This is a genomic window from Nitrosomonas limosa (assembly GCF_054188085.1).
In genome coordinates this window covers 1,185,767-1,207,496 of the sequence record NZ_CM135180.1, presented here as the reverse complement: position 1 = coordinate 1,207,496, position 21,730 = coordinate 1,185,767, and the positions used below count along the sequence as shown (strand labels likewise).

Here is a 21,730-nt window from a genome sequence, read left to right as displayed (position 1 = left end):
GTGCTTTGTTGCGAGTTAAAATCTTCAACGCTGCCGCTGATATCGGCCGATCAATTCCGTTTGCGCCAGGATATGGCCGTGCATCGCTTGTTCGAGTTTCGCTTTGGTGGGGTGATGCAGATCCGGCAGCACCGTGTCTAAAGCGTAAAGTTTGTGAAAATAACGGTGCGTACCGATGGGCGGGCACGGGCCGCCATAGCCGGTGCGTTTCCAATCGTTGAGTCCTTGCAGAGCGCCGGGCGGCAGATCTTTTTCCTGAATGCCTTCGGCTAAGCCGGTTGCGGCAGGGGGAATATTGTAGAGCACCCAATGCACCCAGGTCATTTTCGGCGCGGCGGGGTCGGGCGCATCCGGATCGTCGACAATCAGCACCAGGCTTTGCGTGCCTTCCGGCAATCCGCTCCACGACAGCGCCGGTGAGCTATCCGCGCCGTCGCAGGTGTGGCGCGACGGGATCGCGGCATTATGCGAAAATGAAGCTGAAATAAGAGTGAATAGGGTCATCATCAAAGCAGACATCATTGCTCCTTTGGAAATATTGATTAATCGACCGCGCAAGCAAATTGCTGCGTTGGGTGATACTCGCTCTTTCGCTTTTCTTTTGCGATCATTTTTATATGAATTCAATTATCACATCAAATAACAACGGGGGTAACTGATGCGGGCGGTATTTTTTGATTTCGGTTCGGTCACTCGCGGCGACATGGATTGTGCCGCGCTGGAGCGGGCGATTTCGCCGTGGCAATATCATCATGATTCCACCGAAGCGGAGGTGTTGGAGCGGATTCGCGAAGCCGAAGTAGTGGTCAGCAACAAAGTGTTTATCGGGCGTGAAGCGATTGCCGCGGCCAAACGATTGAAGCTGATTTGCGTGGCGGCGACTGGCTATAACAATGTCGACTTGGCCGCAGCGGCGGGCTGCAACGTACCGGTGTGTAATGTGCGCGGTTATGCCACGCCGTCGGTGGTGCAGCATGTGTTCATGTTGATGCTGAACATGGCGCGGCATTTCTCCGATTATCAGGCACTGGTCAAACGCGGCGGCTGGCAACAAAGCCGGTTTTTCTGCCCGCTCGATTACCCGATCATGGAATTGTCCGGGAAAACGCTCGGCATTATTGGTTATGGCGAACTCGGCCATGCCGTGGCGCAAGTGGCGCAGGCATTTGGTATGCAGGTATTGATTGCAGACCATAAAGGGCAAGCGCCGCGCCCAGGACGGCTGGGGTTCGACGACGTATTGCGGCAGGCGGATTTTATTACCTTGCATTGTCCTTTATTGCCCGATACCCAGCACCTGATTAGCCGCCGCGAACTGGAATTGATGAAACCGTCGGCGTATTTGATCAATACCGCACGCGGCGGGTTGGTGAACGAGGCCGATTTGCTGGCCTGTTTAACCAGCGGCGGTATTGCCGGTGCTGCCACCGATGTTGTTCAGGGCGAACCGCCGGATCATGATCAACCGTTATTGCGGCAACAACTACCCAATTTGATCATTACGCCGCATATCGCCTGGGCCAGCCGCGAATCCCGCCAGCGGTTGCTCGATCAACTGGCGGGCAATATTGAGAACTTTTTCCAGCACAAACCCTTTAATCAGATTACCGATGCGCTGAATTAGTACAAAATCAGGAGTTAAGTAGTATAAGAATCAGTAATCAGGAAACAAAAAATCAGTAAAATCGCAAATGAAAATGCCTGCAACGAAGAAAAGGTTTTTTCGAGGGTAACCCGCTGACATTAATCAGATCTGATGACTGCTGCAAACGGTTGAGATGCAAAATGGGATTAACGGGTTATTTGTTTAAAAAGTATCAATTGGGTTGTTTTTTAAATAAGGAGAAAAATAATGAAAATCATGAAAAGCGCTACGCAAGTTGCTGCCGCGCTCGGGTTTTCTGTGCTATTGAGTGGCGTTAGCTATGCATCGCCATCTGGCTCGATCACAGTGACGAACCCTGGCCCGCTGGGTTCATTCAGCATCAATACCGCCGCTTTTGACGGCACCAGCGGTCAAATCGAGAAACTCACGTTCGATCTGTCCGGAACGCATTGCACGGATGGCGGAAGTTGTATACTAGGCGAATCACTGGTGTTCGGCGGTTCGGGCGGCGGAAACTTTATCTATGATCCGGAAGCCAATGGCACATCGTCATTATTTGGCGCAGTGGGTTCGACTGTATTCGGTTTTGATTTCACCGGTTTCGATCCCCTGAATGTATTCGCATTTTCCTGGGATCCGGATGTTGCCAGTAATGGCGGTTACGGTGCAGTTGTCGCCGAACTGGCTGGTACCGTGATCACCGCATCTGTTCGTTTTGATGGGGGCGAGCTCTTAACATACTCAGGAACAATGGGCATCGTCGGTCATGACGTTGCTGCTAACCTGGTTCCGGTTCCGGAACCTGAAACCTACGCGATGCTGTTGGCAGGGCTTGGATTGCTCGGTTTTGTCGGCTCTCGCCGTAAGCAAGCTGCCGCAGTCTGATTGTAAGATTGTTTAAACGTTCTAAAAGAACCGGCGCTTAGGAATAACCCCAGCGCCGGTTTTTTATTCCATCGAACTGATAGTATTCAGCCGTCACGTTCATCACCATGATGCAGCAGCTCTTGCTGCGATTCGATTTAATTTCATCTTGTTTTGGTAAGATAGCAAGATTATTCCAATGCCTCCGGTCGAAACCGGTGCATTGGGCCATCAAGATACAGGGAGTGATACCCATGCAACAATGGATTTATCTGGCTATCGCGATTGTCAGCGAAGTGATCGCGACGTCGTTTCTCAAAGCAGCCGAAGGGTTTACCCGGTTTTGGCCATCGCTGATTGTCGTGCTGGGCTATCTGCTGGCGTTTTACTTGTTGTCGTTGACGTTGAAAACGATCCCGGTCGGAGTGGCGTATGCGATTTGGTCGGGCGTTGGCATTGTTCTGATCGCGCTGAGCGGCTGGCTATTTCTCGGGCAAACGCTGGATACGCCCGCACTCATCGGTTTGACGATGATCGTGGCGGGCGTGATGGTGATCAATGTATTTTCCCGGACAGTCACGCATGGTTAGGCTATTGAAGTCACGCATGGTTAGGCTATTGAAAAACTATCTGCGCTGCCGCTACAAAACGTTTTTGAACTGTCCTCAGTTATCCGGTCGTGCGTAGATCGGTCAAGAACCGGTCCAACGTTTCTTTTTTAGCGTGCGGCATCACCACAATGTGCGCGCACGGTGTCGGAACGCCGTCGATGTCGAGCCGCATGGTCGCGAGCGAATAACGGTTGACGACCATTTTAAGCGGCGTGATGAAGTAAACGATATTCGAATGTCCGTTGGCGCGTACCGGCCGCAGGAAGCTATAGTGAGTATTCATTTCTTTCAACAAGTAATCGGTGTTATCCAGGATCGCCTTGGCGTCGGCGGCTTGCCGCGCCAACGCTTTTTCCGAACTGAAAAAATAAAATTCGGCAGGCTTGACGGCATCGCGCGAGCAAGAAATGGTTCCAGGCACTTGCTTGATATATTCCGGGTCGTGGATGCGGCTGAAGGGTTCGCGGAACAGATCAAAATTCGCTTCCGTGGTAATGAACAGCCCTGCAGGTGACGGAAAGCCGAAGAATTTATGGCACGATACCGCGATGGAATCGTAACGATTCATCATGCTGCCGCTGAGCGGATCCCGCGCTTGCTGCTTGAGTTCGGCGGCAAACGGCGTGTGCGGCAGAAAACCGCCGAACAGCGCCGCATCGAGATGCAGATAAGCATCGCGGTTTCTCAGCTTTTCCTGGATCGCATCGACCGGATCGATCGCGCCTTTGAAAGTGGTGCCGATCGTTGCAACCACCAGCGCAGGATGGTTGCGATGAATGTTCAATTGCCGCGCCAAATCGCCGGCATCCATCGCTCCATCCGGGTTGGTGCCGACGATGACCGACTCGAGTTGCAGGACATCGCGCAGAATCTGAATCGAATAATGCGCTTCCTTGGTAAAGTAAATCTTTGGCATCACACCGGTGCGGTTATGCAGAATCGTCCGTCCCATGTACAGTCCGTGCAGATTGCTATCGGTACCGCTGTTGCTGAGAAAGCCCCAGATGTTGCCGCTGGGAAAACCGTAGAGCGCGCCGAAGCGGTCGATCAATTCACGTTCGAACAGATGGCAATTAAACGGGATGTGGCTGTGTTCGTAGGGGTTGCCGACATTATTGAAGGCGAATTGATTGAAACCCGAAGCGGCGAGTTCGTTGCGCCAAGCAAAAAATTCTTCCGGCGGCGTGTTCATGTTGATCGGGTAACCGAGAAAGCGTTCTTTCTGGCGAGCGAGCTTCTGAATATTTTTTATTGCAGACGATACTCTTTTCGACGGTTGTTGCACGCGCGTCGAAGTTGATAATGCTTGCGGTGAGCATACGGCTACTAAGGCCGTTGCGCCTGTCATGCTCAGAAAATGGCGCCGGTTGATGGTCATGATAATGGCCTCCTGAACAATATAATCATTAGATTTTACGCCGTTCACAAGGTTTCTTGCAGTGCTATAAACCGGGGCCGTCTTGAATTGATGGCCGAAGACCGCTATCTTAACAATCTGATCATTTTATATGTGCGGCTATGAGCAAAGCATTTACTAAGGAAAGCGAAGACGACGAAGACCTGGACGGCACGCCGCAATTGCCAACAGGAGTGAAGAACTATATCACGCCAAGCGGCCATCAGCGGCTCAAGGATGAATTCGATCAGCTATGGAAGGTGGAACGCCCGGAATTGGTCAAGACCATTACTTGGGCAGCATCGAACGGCGACCGCTCGGAAAATGGTGATTATATCTACGGCAAGCGCCGTTTGCGCGAAATCGACCGGCGCTTGCGTTTTTTATCGAAACGCCTGGATAACGCCGAGGTGGTCGATCCGGCGCAACGCGGCGACTGCGATCAAGTGTTTTTCGGCGCCACCGTGACTGTGTGCAATAGCCAAGGCGAAGAACACACGTACAGCATTGTCGGCATGGACGAAGCCGAGCCAAGCCGAGGCCGCATTAGTTGGATTTCTCCGCTGGCCAAAGCACTGCTCAAAGCGCGAGAAGGCGACATGGTGTCGCTGCATACGCCGGGCGGGCTGGAAGAACTGGAAGTGGTGGCAATCCGTTACGAGGCGTTGTGAATTGAAGAATTCAATTTCGCAGAATGTCTCCATCGACATATAACCACACACCGTCTTTTCGTACAAAGCTACTGATTTCGTGCAAACGATGCGCCCTTCCGTTGATTTTGTAACGCGCGACGAATTCCACGATGGCTTGATCCGCAGCGGTTTGCTCGTGGCGTCTGATGGTTAATCCGATCCATTGCTGCGCCGCTTGTCCGGCCAATTCCAGCGACGCCGGACGCGTATCCGGGTGCCAGGTTGCCAGCAGATAATCCTCGCGGCGCTGGGTGTAGGCGGTGTAGCGCGAACGCATCAATTGTTCCGCGGTGACTGCGGATTCGCCGTGATCCAGATAATGTCCGCAGCAATCGCGGTAAGGCTGGCCGCTGCCGCACGGGCAGGGAGAGGATTTCGGATTGGCCGATGTATTCATATACAATGCAATTTGTTTGTCCGCGTAATGTAACACAGACCGCATGACCGTTGCTCCGACCGAATCCGCCAATGCTTCGCCGCGCCGTATTGCGCACCTCGACATGGATGCCTTTTACGCATCAGTCGAGTTGCTGCGCTATCCGGAATTGCGTGGATTGCCGGTGGTGATCGCCGGACGGGATGAACATCAGCCGGTGATTCAAGCCGGCGGTCAGCGGCATTTCTTCCGTTTACGCGATTATGCCGGACGTGGCGTCATTACCACCGCGACGTATGAAGCCAGGGCACTGGGCGTGCATTCCGCGATGGGTGTGATGAAGGCGGCGAAACTGGCGCCGGATGCGATTCTGCTGCCGGTTGATTTCACCGCTTACCGGCATTATTCGCGGTTATTCAAAGCGGCGATTGCCGGCATTGTCACAAAGATCGAGGATTCCGGTATTGATGAAATCTATCTGGATCTCAGTGATCTGCCGGATGAGACGCACGCGTTGGCGATGCGGCTCAAGCAAGCGGTTAAGGATGCAACCGGGCTTTCCTGTTCGATCGGCATCGCGCCGAACAAATTGCTGGCAAAAATTTGCTCGGATCTGGAGAAGCCGGATGGATTGACGATCCTTGCGATGGCGGATATCCCGGCGCGGATCTGGCCTCTTTCTGTGATAAAAATCAATGGTATCGGCCCCAAGGCTGCGGAGAGGCTGGCATCGCTGGGTATCACTACGATTGCCGGGTTAGCGCAAACCGACCTGGGGTTGCTTCGTCATCATTTCGGACGCAGCTATTCGGTCTGGCTGTTCGAAGTATCGCGCGGCATCGACCACCGCCCGGTGATCGTGGATGCGGAACCTAAGTCGATGAGCCGTGAAACGACGTTCGAGCGCGATCTGGATGCGCGTCTGGACCGGCCAGTTTTGTCAGCGGCGTTTACGGCGCTGTGTGAGCAAGTAGCCGGTGATTTACAACGCAAAGGTTATGCCGGTCGCACTATCAGCATTAAATTGCGGTTTGAGAATTTTCAGACCGTGACGCGCGATTGCTCCCTGAACGAGCCTACCGCCGACGCGGTACGCATCCGCCGCGCCGCAGGGGAATGTTTGCGGCGGGTGCAATTGGTTAAGAAAATCCGGTTACTGGGCGTTAAAGTCAGCGCGTTGTGCGCGGCCTCTTCAATTTCCGCCGTCGGTGCATGCCGGCAGAGAGAGTTGCCGCTGATTCCCTGAATGCTGTGGTGTGTTCGCGAGCGTTTCCCTAAATTTCAATCAAAGCCCTATAAACCCTGTTATTACGCATTAAAAAAACCTCTGGCTTCTTATACACTTGCGACAATGACAAACGTGGGTGCAACGTTCGCGGATTGTCTGCAATCGTGTAAAACAAGAAAAATTTCAGAAGGAAATGATGAATGGTTGATCGGACAAATCTTTACCGGATAGCACCTTTCGCTGCGTATGTTTTTTTCATGATCCTGGAGGATGTGCTCTTGAAGTTTGGCTGGGAAGCCAACGACTTGCGCTGGCTGTATGCGGTGAAAATAACCGCCGTGGTTGCACTGTTGTGGGCCATGCGTAGCGCGTACAGTGAATTGCGCTGGCCCAGCGCCGCTGGTTTCCGCACTTGGGTTGCTGCGATTATTGCCGGTATCGTGGTGTTTGTTGCTTGGATCAACATGACGGCGGATTGGATGGTGATGGGGGAATCGGTCGGTTTTGATCCGCGCAATGAGGATGAAATCGATTGGATTTTTGTCGCCGTGCGGATTGCCGGTGCGGCTCTGGTAGTGCCGGTGATGGAGGAGCTTTTTTGGCGCTCGTTTCTGATGCGCTGGATTCATCATCCCGATTTTTTGAGTGTGAATCCTGCCCAAGTTGGTATCAAAGCGTTGACCATCGCCGCAGTATTGTTTGCACTTGCGCACAGTTTGTGGTTTGCCGGCCTGTTCGCCGGATTTGTCTACAGTTTGCTGTATACGCGGAGCGGGACGCTATGGTCGCCAATACTGGCGCATGCCGTGACCAACGGCATACTGGGTATCTGGATTGTTGTTACCGGGAATTGGGGTTTCTGGTAAAGGGAAGGGATGGAATGAGATGGTGAACTTACACCATCCATTAAATAATGTTTTCAGGGTGTTCGACAATTTCGTGATAGATCAGGTGATGTAATGTAAATACCTGATCCGGCTTGATGTCGGTAAATTCTACGCCGGTAACAATGAATTTTTGATTGTTTTTGGTTATTTGCTTGGCTGATCGAATAATCGCTTTAATCGATAAATGCAATTCTCTGTCAAGAATGGTGATGCTAAACGATAATGTGACGGTTGAACCGAGCGTTCCCAAAGGCAGCTTTGAGCTAATTCCGGCGCCACAGATACTCAGGTCGGTAATGGCGATCGGGATTGCTTTTTCAGCGACTGTTGCATCCATATTGCATTTAATTCTGCGAGACTTCCGGATGCTTTGACCTTGCACGACTTTAGGAAACGACAGGTGTAAATATTTGAACGGGGCTTTGATTACTTTGTCGACAAAGGCCGAAAACTTATAAGCATACTGGCCGGTGACCAAGCGGATATTCAGCTGATCACCTTCAATTAAGGGGTCTCCGACGATTTGATCGGTGATCGGCATGGTAACAATTAGCGTGCTATTCGGTACATAACCGATCATCGATACCGAGTATGAGTTCTCCGAGAGTTCGCATGATTTTCTTAATTTTGAATAAGCCGCCAACGTGAGGTACATTTTTTGTCCCACTTTAATTTGCATATCTTCAAAGCCGATCTGATCCGGTGCTTTTTTGTCAGCTTCAGCTTGTTTTGATGCTGGCGCTTGCATGCGAAACACCGACAATTCTTCCAATTCTCTGAGTTCATCAGCGGTTTTGATAACATAGCCACGTTTTTGAATCGGCTTTTGCGATTCATCAAATAAATCCCACGGCAGCGGTTGTCCTACAATCAAGTCGGAAGTTTGTATCGGTATCATGTTCATAACTGAATTATTATTAATTATTAATAAGTTAATTAACTTAATGTTGGTTTGATTACTTGTTAAATATGCCTGCTCATCTTCTTACAACAACTAGTTTGATTTTTTACGGTGTTCACTCATCGAAACTTTAGAGAATTACACCGGAGTTGCCATTGCATGGTGCGGATTAATTTAAAAGTTCCCAAGTGTTATTAAAGATAAGAAAATGGTTTCTGTTGTGAATTTGATAGTTGCACCTGCAAGCGTGTTGTAATTTAAATCAACCGGTTCATTTATTTCGTGTATTTGCGTTGACCCTTTACATAATTCAGTGTTAGAGTTCTTACCATGCAGTTATCAGGGTCTTTGTTTTCAACGTATCTGCATCTTTTTTCACAATCTTTCTGAGGGAGGGGAGTAATGGAATATAAAACAAAATATAAGTGCCAGATGATCCGTACCGTAGCTGGAGGATTGCTGCTACTCGGTATGAGTTCGTCTGGTGTTTATGCGAACAGTTCGATGAGCAGTAATGGGTTGAGCGATAATCCTTTTGCTAGAGCAATCAAAAACAGCGGTATTGAATTCGGTGGCTGGGTGCAAGGCGGTGCAACGTTTAATCCGAGCCAAACCCATGGTTTTAATGGACCTGTTACTTTTTCGGATCAGGCGAACCGGTTTCAATTGAATCAGTTGAATTTCTTCATAGAGCGGGGTGTAAAAACTGAAGGCAAGGGCTGGGATATTGGTTTCCGGGCTGATTTCATGTTTGGTACCGATGCTATTTTCACCCAAGCGTACGGTAATCCGGCTTTTGATGTGAATAACGGCAGACCGTTGGCGGATCGCGGCAACTGGGATTTGGAGATCTGTTGTAATTCCAGCCGTACCTACGGTATTGCAATCCCTCAGGCGTTTGCAGAAATTTATGCGCCGGTTGGCAATGGCTTGAATGTTAAAGTGGGCCACTTTTATACACCGATCGGTTATGAAACCGTTCCCGCGCCTAATAACTTCTTCTATTCCCATGCTTATACCATGCAGTATGGCGAACCCTTCACGCATACCGGTGTATTGGGTAATTACAATGTCAATAAAAATATCGTAGCAATGTTCGGCACCATCGGCGGCAGCGGAACCGGCGGCTGGGATGGAAATTTCGACAAGCAAATGGAAAACTGGGGCGGTATCGGTGGCGTTACTTGGAACAGTAATGACAATAAAACCTCATTTAATGTCAGCGGTACCGGCAGCACGACTTCCACCCGTAACAGTAGTTTCTGGGGGATGTACAGTATCGTTTTGCAGCACAAATTCACCGATAGAACCCATTTAGTCTTACAACATGATCATGGTTTCGCGGATAACGTAATGTTATTTAATAACGTATACTCCGGTGTTGTCAAAGACGCAGAATGGTATGGCGTTAACTCGCATTTTTACTATGATGCGACGCCCAATGTTTCGGTCGGTGTCCGTGCCGAGTGGTTTCGTGATCGCGATGGTTTTCGGGTGTTCGCACCAGGCCGGGTGACTGCGGCAACCAATCATCTGGGGGTTAGTTATGCCAGTAACATTGGTTTGCTCGGCACCAGCACGCCCGCCGATTATTATGCCGTAACCATCGGTGCGAACTGGAAAGCAGCTAGAACCTTGAATGTGCCTTGGAAAGGCTTGAAGAACTTCAATCTTCGTCCGAACATCCGCTATGATCGCGTAGATGCATTGCACGAGTCATTGCAGGCTTCCGCTTATCGGCCGTTCGGCGGAAATAAAGATCAGATACTCTTCTCATTGGATGCTGTTTTACCTTTCTAAGCATTGAGGATTTTAGTTGTCATGGAATATAAAAAATGCGCCTTAGGGCGCATTTTTTATATTCTGACTCAAGTTTTCGTAAGTTGACGAAGGTCTTGCAACAACGTCGAGAAATCTTGTGGAACGGGAGCTTCCCACTGACAAATCTGTTCAGTTCGCGGGTGCACCAGCGTTAATCGTTGCGCATGCAGTGCTTGCCGCGGGAAATCCGATAATAGTTGCGCGGCTGCTGGTTCCAAGTGTGACGGGTTTCCGTTGTAAACCGGATCACCAACCAGCGCATGACCGATGGCCTGCATATGAACCCGGATTTGATGCGTTCGGCCTGTTTCAAGACTGCATTGCAGCAGGGTGCAGTCAGCGTAAATTTCAATTACCCGGTAGTGCGTGCGCGCAGGTTTCCCGGTTGCCGTGACTGTCATTTTGGTGCGCTGTGTCGAATGGCGTCCGATGGGTGCATCGACATGGCCGGCTTGCTTGATTTCTCCCAATACCAATGCCAGATAATCTCGTTTTACGGTACGCTGCTGCAGCTGCCGCACGAGACTTGTTTGCGCCTCCAAGGTTTTCGCAACCACTAATAAGCCAGTGGTATTTTTGTCGAGGCGATGTACAATCCCGGCACGGGGAACATGTTCCAATTGCGGCGCATGGTGTAGTAATGCGTTCAGCAATGTTCCCTGCCAGTTTCCATTTCCTGGGTGGGTGACCAATCCCGCCGGTTTGTCGAGAACAATTAGCGCATCGTCTTCATAAATGATGTCGATGGCGATGCTTTCGGGTTTGAATGCCGTTTCGTGAGGCATCTCGCGCGGTAGGATCCGCACACGCTCATTTCCCCAGACCTTATGTTTTACCGTGGTGGTTTGATCATCAAGCAGTATCCGGTTCTCGATAATCCAGGACTGTAAACGGCTGCGTGACCAATGTGGCAATAATTTCGCGAGTGCTTGGTCCAATCGCAAACCGGCGCAATCGGCAGGAATGATTAAATCTAGCGCTGTATATTCCAGATCGCTTTGTGTGAGCGGCTCCGGCTTTGCGCTATAATTCGCGGATCGATCACTGCTATTAATGGAACTTGTCATGTTACGTAGTTTAGCTTTAATTCTGGTTATGGGGCTATCGGGTTGCGGTATGCTGCCGGATCGTACGGAAGATCAGCAAGACTGGTCCGCCAATAAGTTTTATTCAGAAGCAAAGGCGAAATTGAATGATGGTAGTTATCCTGCGGCGATCAAGCTCTATGAGTCGCTGGAATCCCGTTATCCATACGGCCGGATTGCGCAACAAGCGCAACTGGAAATTGCCTATGCGCATTATAAAAATGAAGAACCGGCTTCTGCGATTGCTGCGGCGGATCGATTTATTAAGCTGCATCCGAATCACCAACATGTTGATTATGCATATTATATCAAAGGATTGGCGAATTTTAACGATAGCTGGGGAATGATCGCGTTTTTGATGAAAGGACCGCTGAAACAGGATATGAGCGAGCGTGATCCCAAAGCCTCGTATGAATCGTTTGAAATTTTTAAGGAACTGGTGACCCGCTTTCCGGAGAGCAAGTACGCCGCCGACGCCAGGCAACGGATGGCCTATTTGCTGAATTCCTTGGCAATGAGTGAGATTCATGTGGCGCGTTATTATATGAAGCGTAAAGCTTATGTCGCGGCTGCCAACCGGGCGCAGAACGCTGTTAAGGAATATCCGCGTACACCGGCAACCGAGGAAGCACTGTATATCATGATCAGAGCTTATGAGGCGCTGGAGATGTACGACCTGCGCGACGATGCGGAGCGTGTCATGCGCATCAACTTTCCTGACAGTATTTTCCTTGCGGAATTACCCGAGGTGGGCGGAAAAGCCTGGTGGCAATTCTGGAAAAATTAATAATGCTGGATGTTACGCCTATTTTTTGATGTGTACTGCCAGAACATCACATTCGGCGTGATATAGCACATCCTTGGCCGTAGACCCGGTTAGCATCGCGAAACCATGCCGGTCATGAGAACCGACAATAATCAGGTCTATTTGTTGTTTTAGCGCCAGTTGCGTGATCTCTTGCTGCGGCTCGCCCCAGATCAGCCAGCGGCGGGCTGAAGTGATATTAAGTTGATCGCTAATGCGCGCTAATTTGTTTTTTTCATTTTCCAGCAATTCATAGGCTGAAGCTTCCGTCAACGAAATGACTGTTCCATATGGAGTATCGGGCATCGGGATGTTATCCAATACGTGCAGAATATGGAGAGTCGCATGAAATTGTTCGGCCAATGCTTTCGCTTTTTGGGCGACGATTTGATCGTGTTCAGAAAAATCGACGGTAAGTAAGATGTTTTGATAGTTAAGCATATTCGAGTTTTAAAACGCTTGAAAAATAATTGAGGCGCACTTTAGCATATCCTGCGAGCGATTGCGTCGCACATTGCAACCAGCTAATCATCTTCCTCGTATCGCTTGAGATAGTGCGATAAAAATTCATCCACGCGATATTCGTATTCTCTTCCGGCATAGGTATGCATATTGAAATGTTTGGCGCCTGGAACGATCCACAGTTCTTTTGGAGCCCTAGCCGCAGCGTATAAACGTTCTGTTTCCGATTGGGTGGTATGTGCATCATGGGTTCCTGAAATGAGCAGAATGGGAGCGTTAATCCGATCAATTCGCGTAATCGGATTGAGTTCATCAATCGCGATATCCAGATTCAGTGATAACTGCCAGAGCATCAGTGGCAGTAACACGCGGCCGTAGTCTCCAAAATGGAGCTTTAAGCGATTCTCAACAGCTTCTTCCAGGGTAGGATGGAGCGATTCGAGAATCACTGCGTCTAATTTTAGATTTTTTTTGGCAAGAACAATCGCTGCGGCCCCCAACGAAGTGCCGATTGCCCCGATGCGTTCATGCGGGAAACGCTGTCTCAGAAAATCGACGGATGCTTCAATATTTTCGGCTTCTTTCAAGCCAAAGGTGATTTTATCGCCGATGGTTTCGCCGTGCCCTTGCAGATCAATAAGTAACACGCTATAACCTTTGTTTCTAAGAAACCGTGCCCGGCTTAACATCTCTACGCGGTTGCTTCGCATCGAATGCGCCAGAAGTACAATGCCTCCGCCCGGTTCCCCGTGAACTAACCAGCCATGAACAATGACTTGTTCCCGGCTTGGGATTTGTACCGACTCAACCGGGAAATCTGCAGAAAGCGCGGAAACGGTGGTGGGTGCCGGTGATGTCAGAACCGTACCAATCGCAAATAAAAGTACAAGTGTTACAAGGATTGTTAAGAGTAATTTGAGAATGATCGAGGAGCGCATAACGAGTACACCGAAATTTAGAAAATGCACGGTATTCATTGATGGATCACCGGCAGCCGCCGGGGAAAATTCTTGTTTTGTCTTCTCATCAAATTTTACCGTCGCAATAGGGTGGAATGGGGATTTATTTTAACAAAGGAATAGTCAGATACCGTTTCCATTGCGATTTGGGTTCAAGAAATGGACAGCAGAAACATGATAATAAAAGATATAACTGACAGGTTTTTCAGTGTCAGTTCCAGCATTTAAAAATTGTATTGTTACTTACAATAGGCGAAAGTTGAAAAGGGGTGTATCGGGGAAACCCAGCTATAACCGCTTATCCCGAACCTACAAGTACTTTATGGGTGTTGCAAGTCGCAAAACAGAGTTCAGTATGTGCCACGGATAAAATGAATTGATTGATTCTTTTTATGGCGGGATAGTTTTTTGGGAGGGGGACGCAATAAAGTGAAAAAATCCCGTAAGATGTTGATACATGTTACAACTCATTGATAAAAATGCTATATTGGTTGCTTTTAAAGTGCAATTGGGCAAGTGAAAACTGAGATGACGATTGGTATTGTTGCTGTTGTTAAGAAACCATTTGATTTCAAACATGTTGTTGAGGTTGGATATTTTTTGGGTGCATGACTATGGAAAATAAATTACACGATGAATTTCAGGAAAGATTATGCTCGCTGGCTACGACGTTTATCGAAGAGCTGCCGGACAAAATAAATGAAATCGAAGTGTTGTGGAGCAAACTCTTGGGTGAGTGGGAATCGGATATGCTCCAGGAAATTCATCGCGCCGTTAATAACCTGGCGGGCAGCAGTAAAACATTCGGATTCTCGGAATTGAGCATCGAGGCGAGGGTCTTGGAACAGATTTTTAAGAATTTACTGCTGCAGCAAATTCCTGCCGATGCCTTTCAAGCCAACCGGATTTCTCAGCAAATCCTGGAGTTGAAAAAGATATCGGAAGATAATGAATCCAATCCGATTTTCATCCGGCAAACAATTGCTAACAAAGAAGCTTTTTTCACGATTCCGCAACCTTCCGATTTGATTTTTGTGGTAAATGCCGATGCCGAAGCTGCTGAAGAATTGGCATTGCAGCTACGGTACTATGGTTATGAGGTGGAAGTATTCAATCAATTGGATAAATTCCGCGCTGCTATCTTGCAGATACCCAATGCCATAGTATTGATGGAAATTGAGTTTCCGGACGATGAAATGGCCGGAATCCGGGTAATGGAAGAGATTCAGCGAGAATTGACGCAACCGGCTCAAGTGATTTTTATATCGGTTCACGACGGTTTGGATTACCGGCTGGGTGCGGTACGGGCGGGTGGCTTGGCATATTTTACCAAACCGTTTAATCCGGTTGAATTAATCAGCCAGCTCGATTTGATTACGGCCTCGCAAATCCAGGATTCTTTTCGCATTTTGCTGGTCGACGATAATCCGACGATCCTGGCCTATAATGCCGCGGTCCTGGAGCGAGCCGGCATGACGGTCAAAGCCGTAACCGGACCCGCACAACTCCTCGAAACGCTGAATGGCTTTAACCCGGATTTGATTTTGATGGACCTCTATATGCCTGGTTGTAACGGTATCGAACTGGCAAAAGTGATCCGGCAAATGGAAGGCTTTATTGCGATCCCGATTGTTTATCTATCATCTGAAAATGATTTCAACACGCAACGTGAAGCCATGAGTCTGGGGGGAGACGATTTTCTCGTCAAACCAGTTTTTTCCCGGCAATTGATTTCGGCGGTGACATTACGGGTAATGCGCGCGCGATCTTTACGTGCGCTCATGGTGCATGATGGTTTGACCGGCTTGCTTAATCATGCGGCGATTAAAGAAGAATTGGTGCGCGAAGTGGTACGTTCCGATCGATTGAATACACCGCTGTCGTATGCCTTGGTGGATATAGACTTTATCAAGAAAGTGAATGACCTTCATGGGCATGCGGCGGGAGATCGCGTGATTAAAAGTTTGGCAAGGTTGTTGAAGCAGCGGTTACGTGGTACCGATACCGTCGGTCGCTATGGCGGAGAAGAATTTGCCGTGATTATGAATGATACGGATGCAACTTCGGCTGCCAAGGTCATCGACGAAATCCGGCATGTTTTCTCCCGGTTACTGCATTTAAGTCAGGATGAGGAGTTTTCAGTCAGCTTCAGTTGCGGGATTGCGGATCTCGAACATTTTCCGGATGCTGCGAAATTGAGTGAAGCGGCTGAACAAGCGCTGTTTCATGCCAAACAGCGCGGGCGTAACAAAGTGGTGGTGAACAGCGGGGATTAAGCGCAGGTGGTTGAAAGACTATCTGCGTTGCCGCATGGTGTTAATAATAGCCTCGAAAATGCTGTTCAGTGCCTTGTTAGACCTTCCTCGCAACCTATGCGAACGCGCATGACATCACATACTGCAATCGTCACGCCGGGTTCGCGATTCACGCGGTGACTCGCTAGTCAGATCAATTGCAAATTGTTGCTTACTGAAAGCAGCACGCGACTGTGGATCAGGATCAATTTCCTGGATGGATTCAATAATTGCCACCCGCGGCGCCAATCCTGCAGCGTTGGCAACCTGGATGGAAAGTCCCGGGCGTGCATTGAGTTCAATAATCATCGGACCATGATCACGGTCCAGCACGATATCGGCTCCCAGATATCCCAGACCGGTCATTTCATAGCAAGCCGCTGCCAGTTGCAGTAACTTGTCCCAATGAGGAATCACGAGTTGCGAGAATGTTTTTCGCGTATCCGGATGAAACAATACCGGTTCACCGTACTGAACGGCATGTAATGCGCTGCCGCTTCCCATATCAATTCCAACTCCCACGGCGCCCTGATGCAAATTGGCTTTACCATCGGAAGCATGCGTGGTAAGACGGAGCATTGCCATAATGGGATAGCCGCGAAAAACGATAATGCGCAAATCCGGGATGCCTTCATAGCTGTAATCCGCAAAAACCGGATCCAGTTGGATCAGTGATTCGATCATTACCATATCGGGTTTTCCGCCGAGGCTATGCAGGCCGCTTAAAATATTCGAGACATGCCGTTCGATGTCACGCAGTTGCAGAGCATCGCCACTCGGCTTGAAGTAGAGATTATGTTCATGTTCGGTGATCACCAGAATGCCTTTGCCGCCGCTGCCTTTGACTGGCTTTATAACAAACTGGGCATGCGGATCTAATATTTCTTTCAACAATTTGACATCATGCTGGTATTGCACAGTCCCCAGCAACTTCGGAACAGTAATTCCAGCTTGCTGGGCCAGTAACTTGGTTTTTAACTTGTCGTCAACCAGCGGGTACAGACGGCGCGGGTTATAGCGGGCAATCAGCCCGAAATTCCGCTGATTCATGCCGATGATGCCGAAGCTTCTAAGTTTCTTAGCGCTGGCCAGGAACATTGCGCCGCTCCAGTGCGTGAAAACGATAAAGCTCGGATAGCCGGTACCCGGTATATTGTCCGAGAATCAAAATAAACGCCAGATTGACCAGCATCAACTCAGGAAAGTTGAACGTCAGATACTCGATGGTGCGGTTTGTCATGAATAGATAGGCAATGACCGCAGTCAGTAAACTGCCGCCACCTTGAATGAATACTTCACGAGGACCGTCTTCTTCCCATAGTACCGACATCCGCTCAATGGTCCACGACAGGATGATCATCGGGAAGAAAGTAACTGTCAGAGCCTGATCAAGCCCGAGCTTGTTGCTGATAATGCTGATACTGGCCATGATCGCAATAACGACGATGATCACCGCCGAGATCCGTGCGACAAATAACAGATTGAGTCGTGACAAGTAGGAACGAATCAGCAGTCCGGTACCGACTACGGTCAGAAAGATAAGGATTCCGGTCAGCAAAGTGGTTTGTATTAATGCGAGTGCAATCAAAATTGGCATAAAAGTGCCGGAAGTGCGGATGCCAACCAATAGCCGCATAATAACGACAATTAATGCGCCGATCGGCAGCAGCAAGATCATTTTGAAGGCATTTTGCTGTTCGATCGGTAAACTGTAGATCGAAAAGTCAATGATGCCCGCTTGTTTGTTCATACCATCGCGAACCACGAGATCACGGGTTGAATGAACGTTCTTGATAATTGAAAAAGATATCTGAGAATTTTTGCCGCCGACAACATCGAGTAAGGACTGATCGCCACGCTGCCATATCAGAAAGTTCTTCGGTTTGCCGATTTCACCGGAGTTTTGATTGAATAGCAACCACTGTCCGCCGATGTATACCTCGATAAAATTAGTCAATGTTTGTCTGCGGCGCCCGTCCTTCAAATAGAGTCCGCGGACAATGCGTGAACTGATACCTTCCAGCGCCAGTAAGTTGATAATCAAGTGTGTTTTGTATTCTTCGGTGGAATGCTCGTTCAGCAACAAGCTCTGATTTTGGCTGGGGGCGTTCGAATTGAGCGTGGCGATCAGTTCGCGGGTGAAAGTTTCAGTATTGGCCGACCGGTTACGGACCTGATCCAAAAGCGTGGTCGCTGCCGTTTTAAGCACTTCGTCAAATTCCGGTTTTTCCGGTTCTGGAGGAAGATCCGCAACGTCAGCCTCGGTAGTGGTTTCGGTTTCATGCATACTGAGCCGGTAATAAGCTGTTTGTGAGCCGGTTGCAGTTCTTTTGCTCCATTGCGCGCGGCGGCCGGTTGGAGATACCAACTCGCTAAATCCGTAATCGGGAGACGCGAAATCTTCTTCGACAATTGCAATGTCCGAGGTCTTTGGCGGCAGAGCGAATGAAACGATAATGGGGGCACCGCGTGCGACGAAGTCAATTTTGGCTTCGATGGTCCAGACCGGCTTTTTGTCGTCGGGTGATAATGGAAATCCTAGCGCGAAGTGTTTATAGAGAATCAAGCCGATCCCCATGCCTAGCAGGAGTATGACGATAAAATATAATCTTAATTTTGTGTGCATTACTTCATATCGCCATTTTCGGGAATTTCAGTTTTGACCGCAGTGAAATTTTTGCTGACATCTACAATCGCCAAATCGTTGAGCAAATTCCTGCCGATTAGGACCTGATATTTAAACTTGCTGCGATTTTCCAGTGTGAAATCGATTTGTTCGTTGATATCAGCAAGGATCACCCTCATTCTGACCACAGGCCGCCGCTGCGCTTCCCTATCACCGCGTTCCTTGACCCGGACATGGCGGCGCAAGCGCCGGGTGATTTCCAGGATTTCGCCGGTTTCAGGGTGTGTCAGCTTGAATTTCACAAACGGTTTTCCATCCCTTTCAAGTTCCACGATATCCATTGCATTCAACGAAGAAGTTCGTGCACCCGTGTCAATTCGAGCGCTGAATTCCAGACCAGGCGGATCGAGGTAGACATTTTCAATGCCGCCGAGCAGTGTCTTGCCATCCATTTTTCCAGGAGATTCCGGTTTGGGTGGAACGGTATTGGTGTTATCGCAAGAACACTGATGATCGGTTTTAGTTGGAATAGTAACCTCTTTTTTGCTTGCTATATTATCCGGCTGGTTTTTTTCCAGAAATTTCCTGGTTTCAACCAGTTCCGCGAATAGGTTAACCAGCTCCGATTCGCGGGCTTGGATCATCGCTTCTCTTTCCGATAATTGATCGTCCCGCTGATTGCAAGCGCTGAGAATTGCTATCGTAAGAACGGCGAGCAAGCGGTTCAAGCAATGTTTGCTGATGGATAAATGAGAAATACTCATAAGTGGAATTGCATCGTGGGATTGTTAGTTAGTAATGTCAGGTAAGCTGACTGTTGTGCAAGTAATAATGATTCAAGCAACCATTTGCTAGGCGGTAGTAATTGCGCTATGGGTTCTTAAGCTGAATGACCAGCGATTGGCTTTTATAGGTACATGCATACCGATGTATTTCCAAGCAATGAGACGTGATAGTAATCTGATAGTTACCGGGCGCTTCGCTTTTGGTGTCAAACTTGAATTCAAATTGCCCTTCCGCGTTACTGGGATAGGATTGATCCACCAAGGTGGAGCCATCTGGCCGGATTACTCTGAAATTCAGTAAAACATCGGCTGCCGCTTGATCATTGTAATTCACCCAGCCGTGAAGAGTGACGGATTCGCCGATGATATATTGTGTTTTAGGATTGATAAGAATCGGTTGTGAAATATGAGTTGCCCATGAGCTGGATAAGCCGCCGAATAAAAAAAGCAAAACCGAAAATGCAAAAATTGAAGTTTTTTTTGAGGCCATCATCATTGTTGTAATCAGTAAAAGAATAGCTTAATCGTCAGTTGGTCACGATGAAGAATTAATCAAGGAAGTCATTTCTTTGGTAAGTAGAGATCAGTGATAGTTCCGGTTGCCATCTCAGCCGCGAACAAAACTGTTTCCGATAATGTGGGGTGCGGGTGGATGGTCAAACCGAGATCTTGCATATCAGCCCCCATCTCCAGCGCTAACACGGTTTCGGCGATGAGTTCACCGGCATTGATACCGGTGATGCCGGCGCCGAGTATCCGTTGTGTCTTTTTATCGAAAATCAACTGTGTGTATCCCTCGTCACGTGTCATCGAAATGGCGCGTCCGCTGGCCGCCCAAGGAAAACTGCTTTTCTCATAGTCAACGCCTTGCTTGATGGCTTCTTTTTCAGTCAAACCCATCCAGGCGATTTCAGGGTCGGTATAAGCCACCGAGGGAATTGTGCGTGCATCGAACTGCGCTTTATGCCCGGCAATAATCTCGGCAGCCAGCTTTCCCTCGTAGGTTGCTTTGTGCGCCAGCATCGGTTCGCCAACGATATCGCCGATTGCGAAGATATGCGGCAAATTGGTGCGCATTTGTGCATCTACCGGGATAAATCCACGGTCATTCACGCGTATGCCGATTTCATTGGCGCCAATGGTGTGTCCATTCGGGCGGCGGCCGACTGCTATCAGAATCCGGTCATAAGTCTGTTGCGCCGGTGCATTCTCACCTTCAAAGGTGACATCTAATCCGGCCATTGATGGTTCAATCCGGTTTACTTTGGTATTGAGATAGATCGCTTCATAGCGTTTCTTGATACGGCGGAATAACGGTTTGACCAGATCCGCATCGGCGCCGGGAATCAATTGATCCATTGATTCAACCACGCTGATTTTACTTCCCAATGCATCATAAACGGTTGCCATTTCCAAACCGATAATGCCACCGCCAATGATCAGCAATCGTTGCGGGATGTCTTGCAGATTCAAAGCATCGGTGGAATCCATCAAGCGCGGATCGTGGTATGGAAAACCAGGAATGCGGGCAACGCTGGAGCCGGCGGCAATGATGCAGTGGCCGAAAGAAATTGTTTTACGGCCATCGGCGGTGGCCACTTCCAGCAAATGGGTTGAGGCAAATTTACCAACGCCGTGAACAATTTCGACTTTGCGCTGCTTTGCCAATGCCTTCAGACCTTTGGTCAGCTTGGTTATGACCGACTCTTTCCAGGTGCGCAGTTTATCCAGATCGACTTGAGGTTTACTGAATAAGAGACCGTGATGCGACAGTTCCTCGGTTTCGGTGATGACCTTGGCTGCATGCAACAGCGCTTTCGAAGGGATACAGCCGACATTCAGACATACCCCGCCAAGCGTCTGATAACGCTCGATTAACACCACTTTCTTGCCGAGATCGGCGGCACGGAAGGCTGCGGTGTAACCGCCAGGACCGGCGCCGAGCACCACGACATCGGCATGCAGATCACCTTGCATGCTTGCTTGTTCAGATCTTGATGGCGTTGATGGCGACGGAACTGGAGTGGGTTGAGGCACATCGCGAATTGATCCGGCTTGGATGGATTCCACTGGCTGAGCGACTGATAAAGTCAAAATCACTGTGCCTTCCGAGACTTTATCGCCAACGCGAATACGAATATCCCGCACGGTACCGGCCTGCGGCGATGGCACTTCCATCGAGGCTTTGTCAGTTTCCAATGTGATCAGGGATGTTTCTTTCTCAACGGTATCGCCCGGCGATACCAGCACTTCGATGACCGGCACATCTTTGAAATCACCGATGTCGGGAATTTTCACTTCAATAATTTGTGCCATGGCGATCTTTATTGGA

The 21,730-nt window shown here is 49.1% G+C and carries 21 protein-coding genes; 9 read left to right on the top strand and 12 right to left on the bottom strand.

The genetic code is table 11. The features are described from left to right. Positions 1 to 24: 24 nt before the first annotated feature. Complete coding sequence (locus ACV7NC_RS05440) at positions 25 to 519, bottom strand: YbhB/YbcL family Raf kinase inhibitor-like protein (RefSeq protein ID WP_458154845.1); 495 nt, start codon at positions 517 to 519, stop codon at positions 25 to 27. Positions 520 to 658: 139 nt separating this feature from the next. On the opposite strand from ACV7NC_RS05440, the gene ACV7NC_RS05435 reads away from it, so the two are divergent. From ACV7NC_RS05435 to ACV7NC_RS05425, 3 genes are all read left to right on the top strand, one after another. Then, entirely contained in the window at positions 659 to 1,624 is a 966-nt protein-coding gene (locus ACV7NC_RS05435) for a 2-hydroxyacid dehydrogenase (RefSeq protein WP_458154487.1), read from the top strand. Between the two features lie 228 nt (positions 1,625 to 1,852). Then, positions 1,853 to 2,491 carry a PEP-CTERM sorting domain-containing protein gene (locus tag ACV7NC_RS05430; RefSeq protein ID WP_458154486.1) on the top strand — a complete coding sequence of 213 codons (639 nt, stop codon included), beginning with the start codon at positions 1,853 to 1,855 and terminating at the stop codon, positions 2,489 to 2,491. Between the two features lie 233 nt (positions 2,492 to 2,724). After that, entirely contained in the window at positions 2,725 to 3,060 is a 336-nt protein-coding gene (locus tag ACV7NC_RS05425; RefSeq protein ID WP_458154485.1) for a DMT family transporter, read from the top strand. A 79-nt stretch (positions 3,061 to 3,139) separates the two neighbouring features. Here the strand turns inward: ACV7NC_RS05425 and ACV7NC_RS05420 are convergent, their stop codons facing one another. Beyond that, complete coding sequence (locus ACV7NC_RS05420; RefSeq protein ID WP_458154484.1) at positions 3,140 to 4,459, bottom strand: pyridoxal-dependent decarboxylase; 1,320 nt, start codon at positions 4,457 to 4,459, stop codon at positions 3,140 to 3,142. 140 nt (positions 4,460 to 4,599) lie between these two features. On the opposite strand from ACV7NC_RS05420, the gene greB reads away from it, so the two are divergent. After that, positions 4,600 to 5,148: a transcription elongation factor GreB gene (greB, locus tag ACV7NC_RS05415; protein ID WP_458154483.1), complete on the top strand. Its 549-nt coding sequence runs from the start codon at positions 4,600 to 4,602 to the stop codon at positions 5,146 to 5,148. A gap of 10 nt (positions 5,149 to 5,158) precedes the next feature. Here greB and ACV7NC_RS05410 read toward each other — a convergent pair whose 3' ends face one another. Beyond that, positions 5,159 to 5,566: a YchJ family protein gene (locus tag ACV7NC_RS05410; protein ID WP_458154843.1), complete on the bottom strand. Its 408-nt coding sequence runs from the start codon at positions 5,564 to 5,566 to the stop codon at positions 5,159 to 5,161. Between the two features lie 43 nt (positions 5,567 to 5,609). On the opposite strand from ACV7NC_RS05410, the gene ACV7NC_RS05405 reads away from it, so the two are divergent. Together ACV7NC_RS05405 and ACV7NC_RS05400 are read left to right on the top strand one after the other, a co-directional pair. Further along, entirely contained in the window at positions 5,610 to 6,791 is a 1,182-nt protein-coding gene (locus ACV7NC_RS05405) for a Y-family DNA polymerase (protein ID WP_458154482.1), read from the top strand. 182 nt (positions 6,792 to 6,973) lie between these two features. Continuing rightward, complete coding sequence (locus ACV7NC_RS05400; protein WP_458154481.1) at positions 6,974 to 7,639, top strand: CAAX prenyl protease-related protein; 666 nt, start codon at positions 6,974 to 6,976, stop codon at positions 7,637 to 7,639. Between the two features lie 40 nt (positions 7,640 to 7,679). On the opposite strand, the gene ACV7NC_RS05395 is transcribed toward ACV7NC_RS05400, so the two are convergent. After that, on the bottom strand, positions 7,680 to 8,564 hold the full coding sequence (locus ACV7NC_RS05395; protein WP_458154480.1) for a flagellar brake protein: 885 nt from the start codon (positions 8,562 to 8,564) through the stop codon (positions 7,680 to 7,682). A gap of 399 nt (positions 8,565 to 8,963) precedes the next feature. On the opposite strand from ACV7NC_RS05395, the gene ACV7NC_RS05390 reads away from it, so the two are divergent. After that, the gene (locus ACV7NC_RS05390) at positions 8,964 to 10,361 is read left to right on the top strand and encodes a porin (RefSeq protein WP_458154479.1); all 1,398 of its coding nucleotides are present in this window, start codon (positions 8,964 to 8,966) and stop codon (positions 10,359 to 10,361) included. Between the two features lie 68 nt (positions 10,362 to 10,429). On the opposite strand, the gene rluD is transcribed toward ACV7NC_RS05390, so the two are convergent. After that, positions 10,430 to 11,449, bottom strand: a complete 1,020-nt coding sequence (rluD, locus tag ACV7NC_RS05385) for a 23S rRNA pseudouridine(1911/1915/1917) synthase RluD (RefSeq protein ID WP_458154478.1) — start codon at positions 11,447 to 11,449, stop codon at positions 10,430 to 10,432. Here rluD and ACV7NC_RS05380 point away from each other — a divergent pair. Then, positions 11,448 to 12,254 (top strand): outer membrane protein assembly factor BamD, encoded by an 807-nt coding sequence (locus ACV7NC_RS05380; RefSeq protein WP_458154476.1) that lies wholly within the window; start codon positions 11,448 to 11,450, stop codon positions 12,252 to 12,254. The genes rluD and ACV7NC_RS05380 overlap by 2 nt on opposite strands. Before the next feature lie 18 nt (positions 12,255 to 12,272). Here ACV7NC_RS05380 and ACV7NC_RS05375 read toward each other — a convergent pair whose 3' ends face one another. After that, a complete protein-coding gene (locus ACV7NC_RS05375) occupies positions 12,273 to 12,713 on the bottom strand; it encodes a universal stress protein (protein ID WP_458154475.1) in 441 nt (146 codons plus the stop codon). A gap of 83 nt (positions 12,714 to 12,796) precedes the next feature. Next, positions 12,797 to 13,711 carry an alpha/beta hydrolase gene (locus ACV7NC_RS05370; RefSeq protein ID WP_458154474.1) on the bottom strand — a complete coding sequence of 305 codons (915 nt, stop codon included), beginning with the start codon at positions 13,709 to 13,711 and terminating at the stop codon, positions 12,797 to 12,799. 596 nt (positions 13,712 to 14,307) lie between these two features. On the opposite strand from ACV7NC_RS05370, the gene ACV7NC_RS05365 reads away from it, so the two are divergent. Next, positions 14,308 to 15,969: a diguanylate cyclase gene (locus tag ACV7NC_RS05365; protein ID WP_458154473.1), complete on the top strand. Its 1,662-nt coding sequence runs from the start codon at positions 14,308 to 14,310 to the stop codon at positions 15,967 to 15,969. Positions 15,970 to 16,083: 114 nt separating this feature from the next. Here ACV7NC_RS05365 and ACV7NC_RS05360 read toward each other — a convergent pair whose 3' ends face one another. The 5 genes from ACV7NC_RS05360 to lpdA form a co-directional block, all read right to left on the bottom strand. Further along, positions 16,084 to 17,085 (bottom strand): alpha-L-glutamate ligase-like protein, encoded by a 1,002-nt coding sequence (locus ACV7NC_RS05360; RefSeq protein WP_458154472.1) that lies wholly within the window; start codon positions 17,083 to 17,085, stop codon positions 16,084 to 16,086. Continuing rightward, positions 17,066 to 18,613 carry an inactive transglutaminase family protein gene (locus tag ACV7NC_RS05355; RefSeq protein WP_458154471.1) on the bottom strand — a complete coding sequence of 516 codons (1,548 nt, stop codon included), beginning with the start codon at positions 18,611 to 18,613 and terminating at the stop codon, positions 17,066 to 17,068. Before ACV7NC_RS05355 ends, ACV7NC_RS05360 begins: the two co-directional genes overlap by 20 nt. Further along, positions 18,613 to 19,377, bottom strand: a complete 765-nt coding sequence (locus ACV7NC_RS05350; RefSeq protein ID WP_458154470.1) for an ATP-dependent zinc protease family protein — start codon at positions 19,375 to 19,377, stop codon at positions 18,613 to 18,615. The genes ACV7NC_RS05355 and ACV7NC_RS05350 overlap by 1 nt, the downstream gene beginning before the upstream one ends. A 106-nt stretch (positions 19,378 to 19,483) precedes the next feature. Continuing rightward, positions 19,484 to 19,894 (bottom strand): hypothetical protein, encoded by a 411-nt coding sequence (locus tag ACV7NC_RS05345; RefSeq protein ID WP_458154469.1) that lies wholly within the window; start codon positions 19,892 to 19,894, stop codon positions 19,484 to 19,486. Positions 19,895 to 19,959: 65 nt separating this feature from the next. Then, a complete protein-coding gene (lpdA, locus tag ACV7NC_RS05340) occupies positions 19,960 to 21,714 on the bottom strand; it encodes a dihydrolipoyl dehydrogenase (RefSeq protein ID WP_458154468.1) in 1,755 nt (584 codons plus the stop codon). Between the last annotated feature and the right edge of the window lie 16 nt (positions 21,715 to 21,730).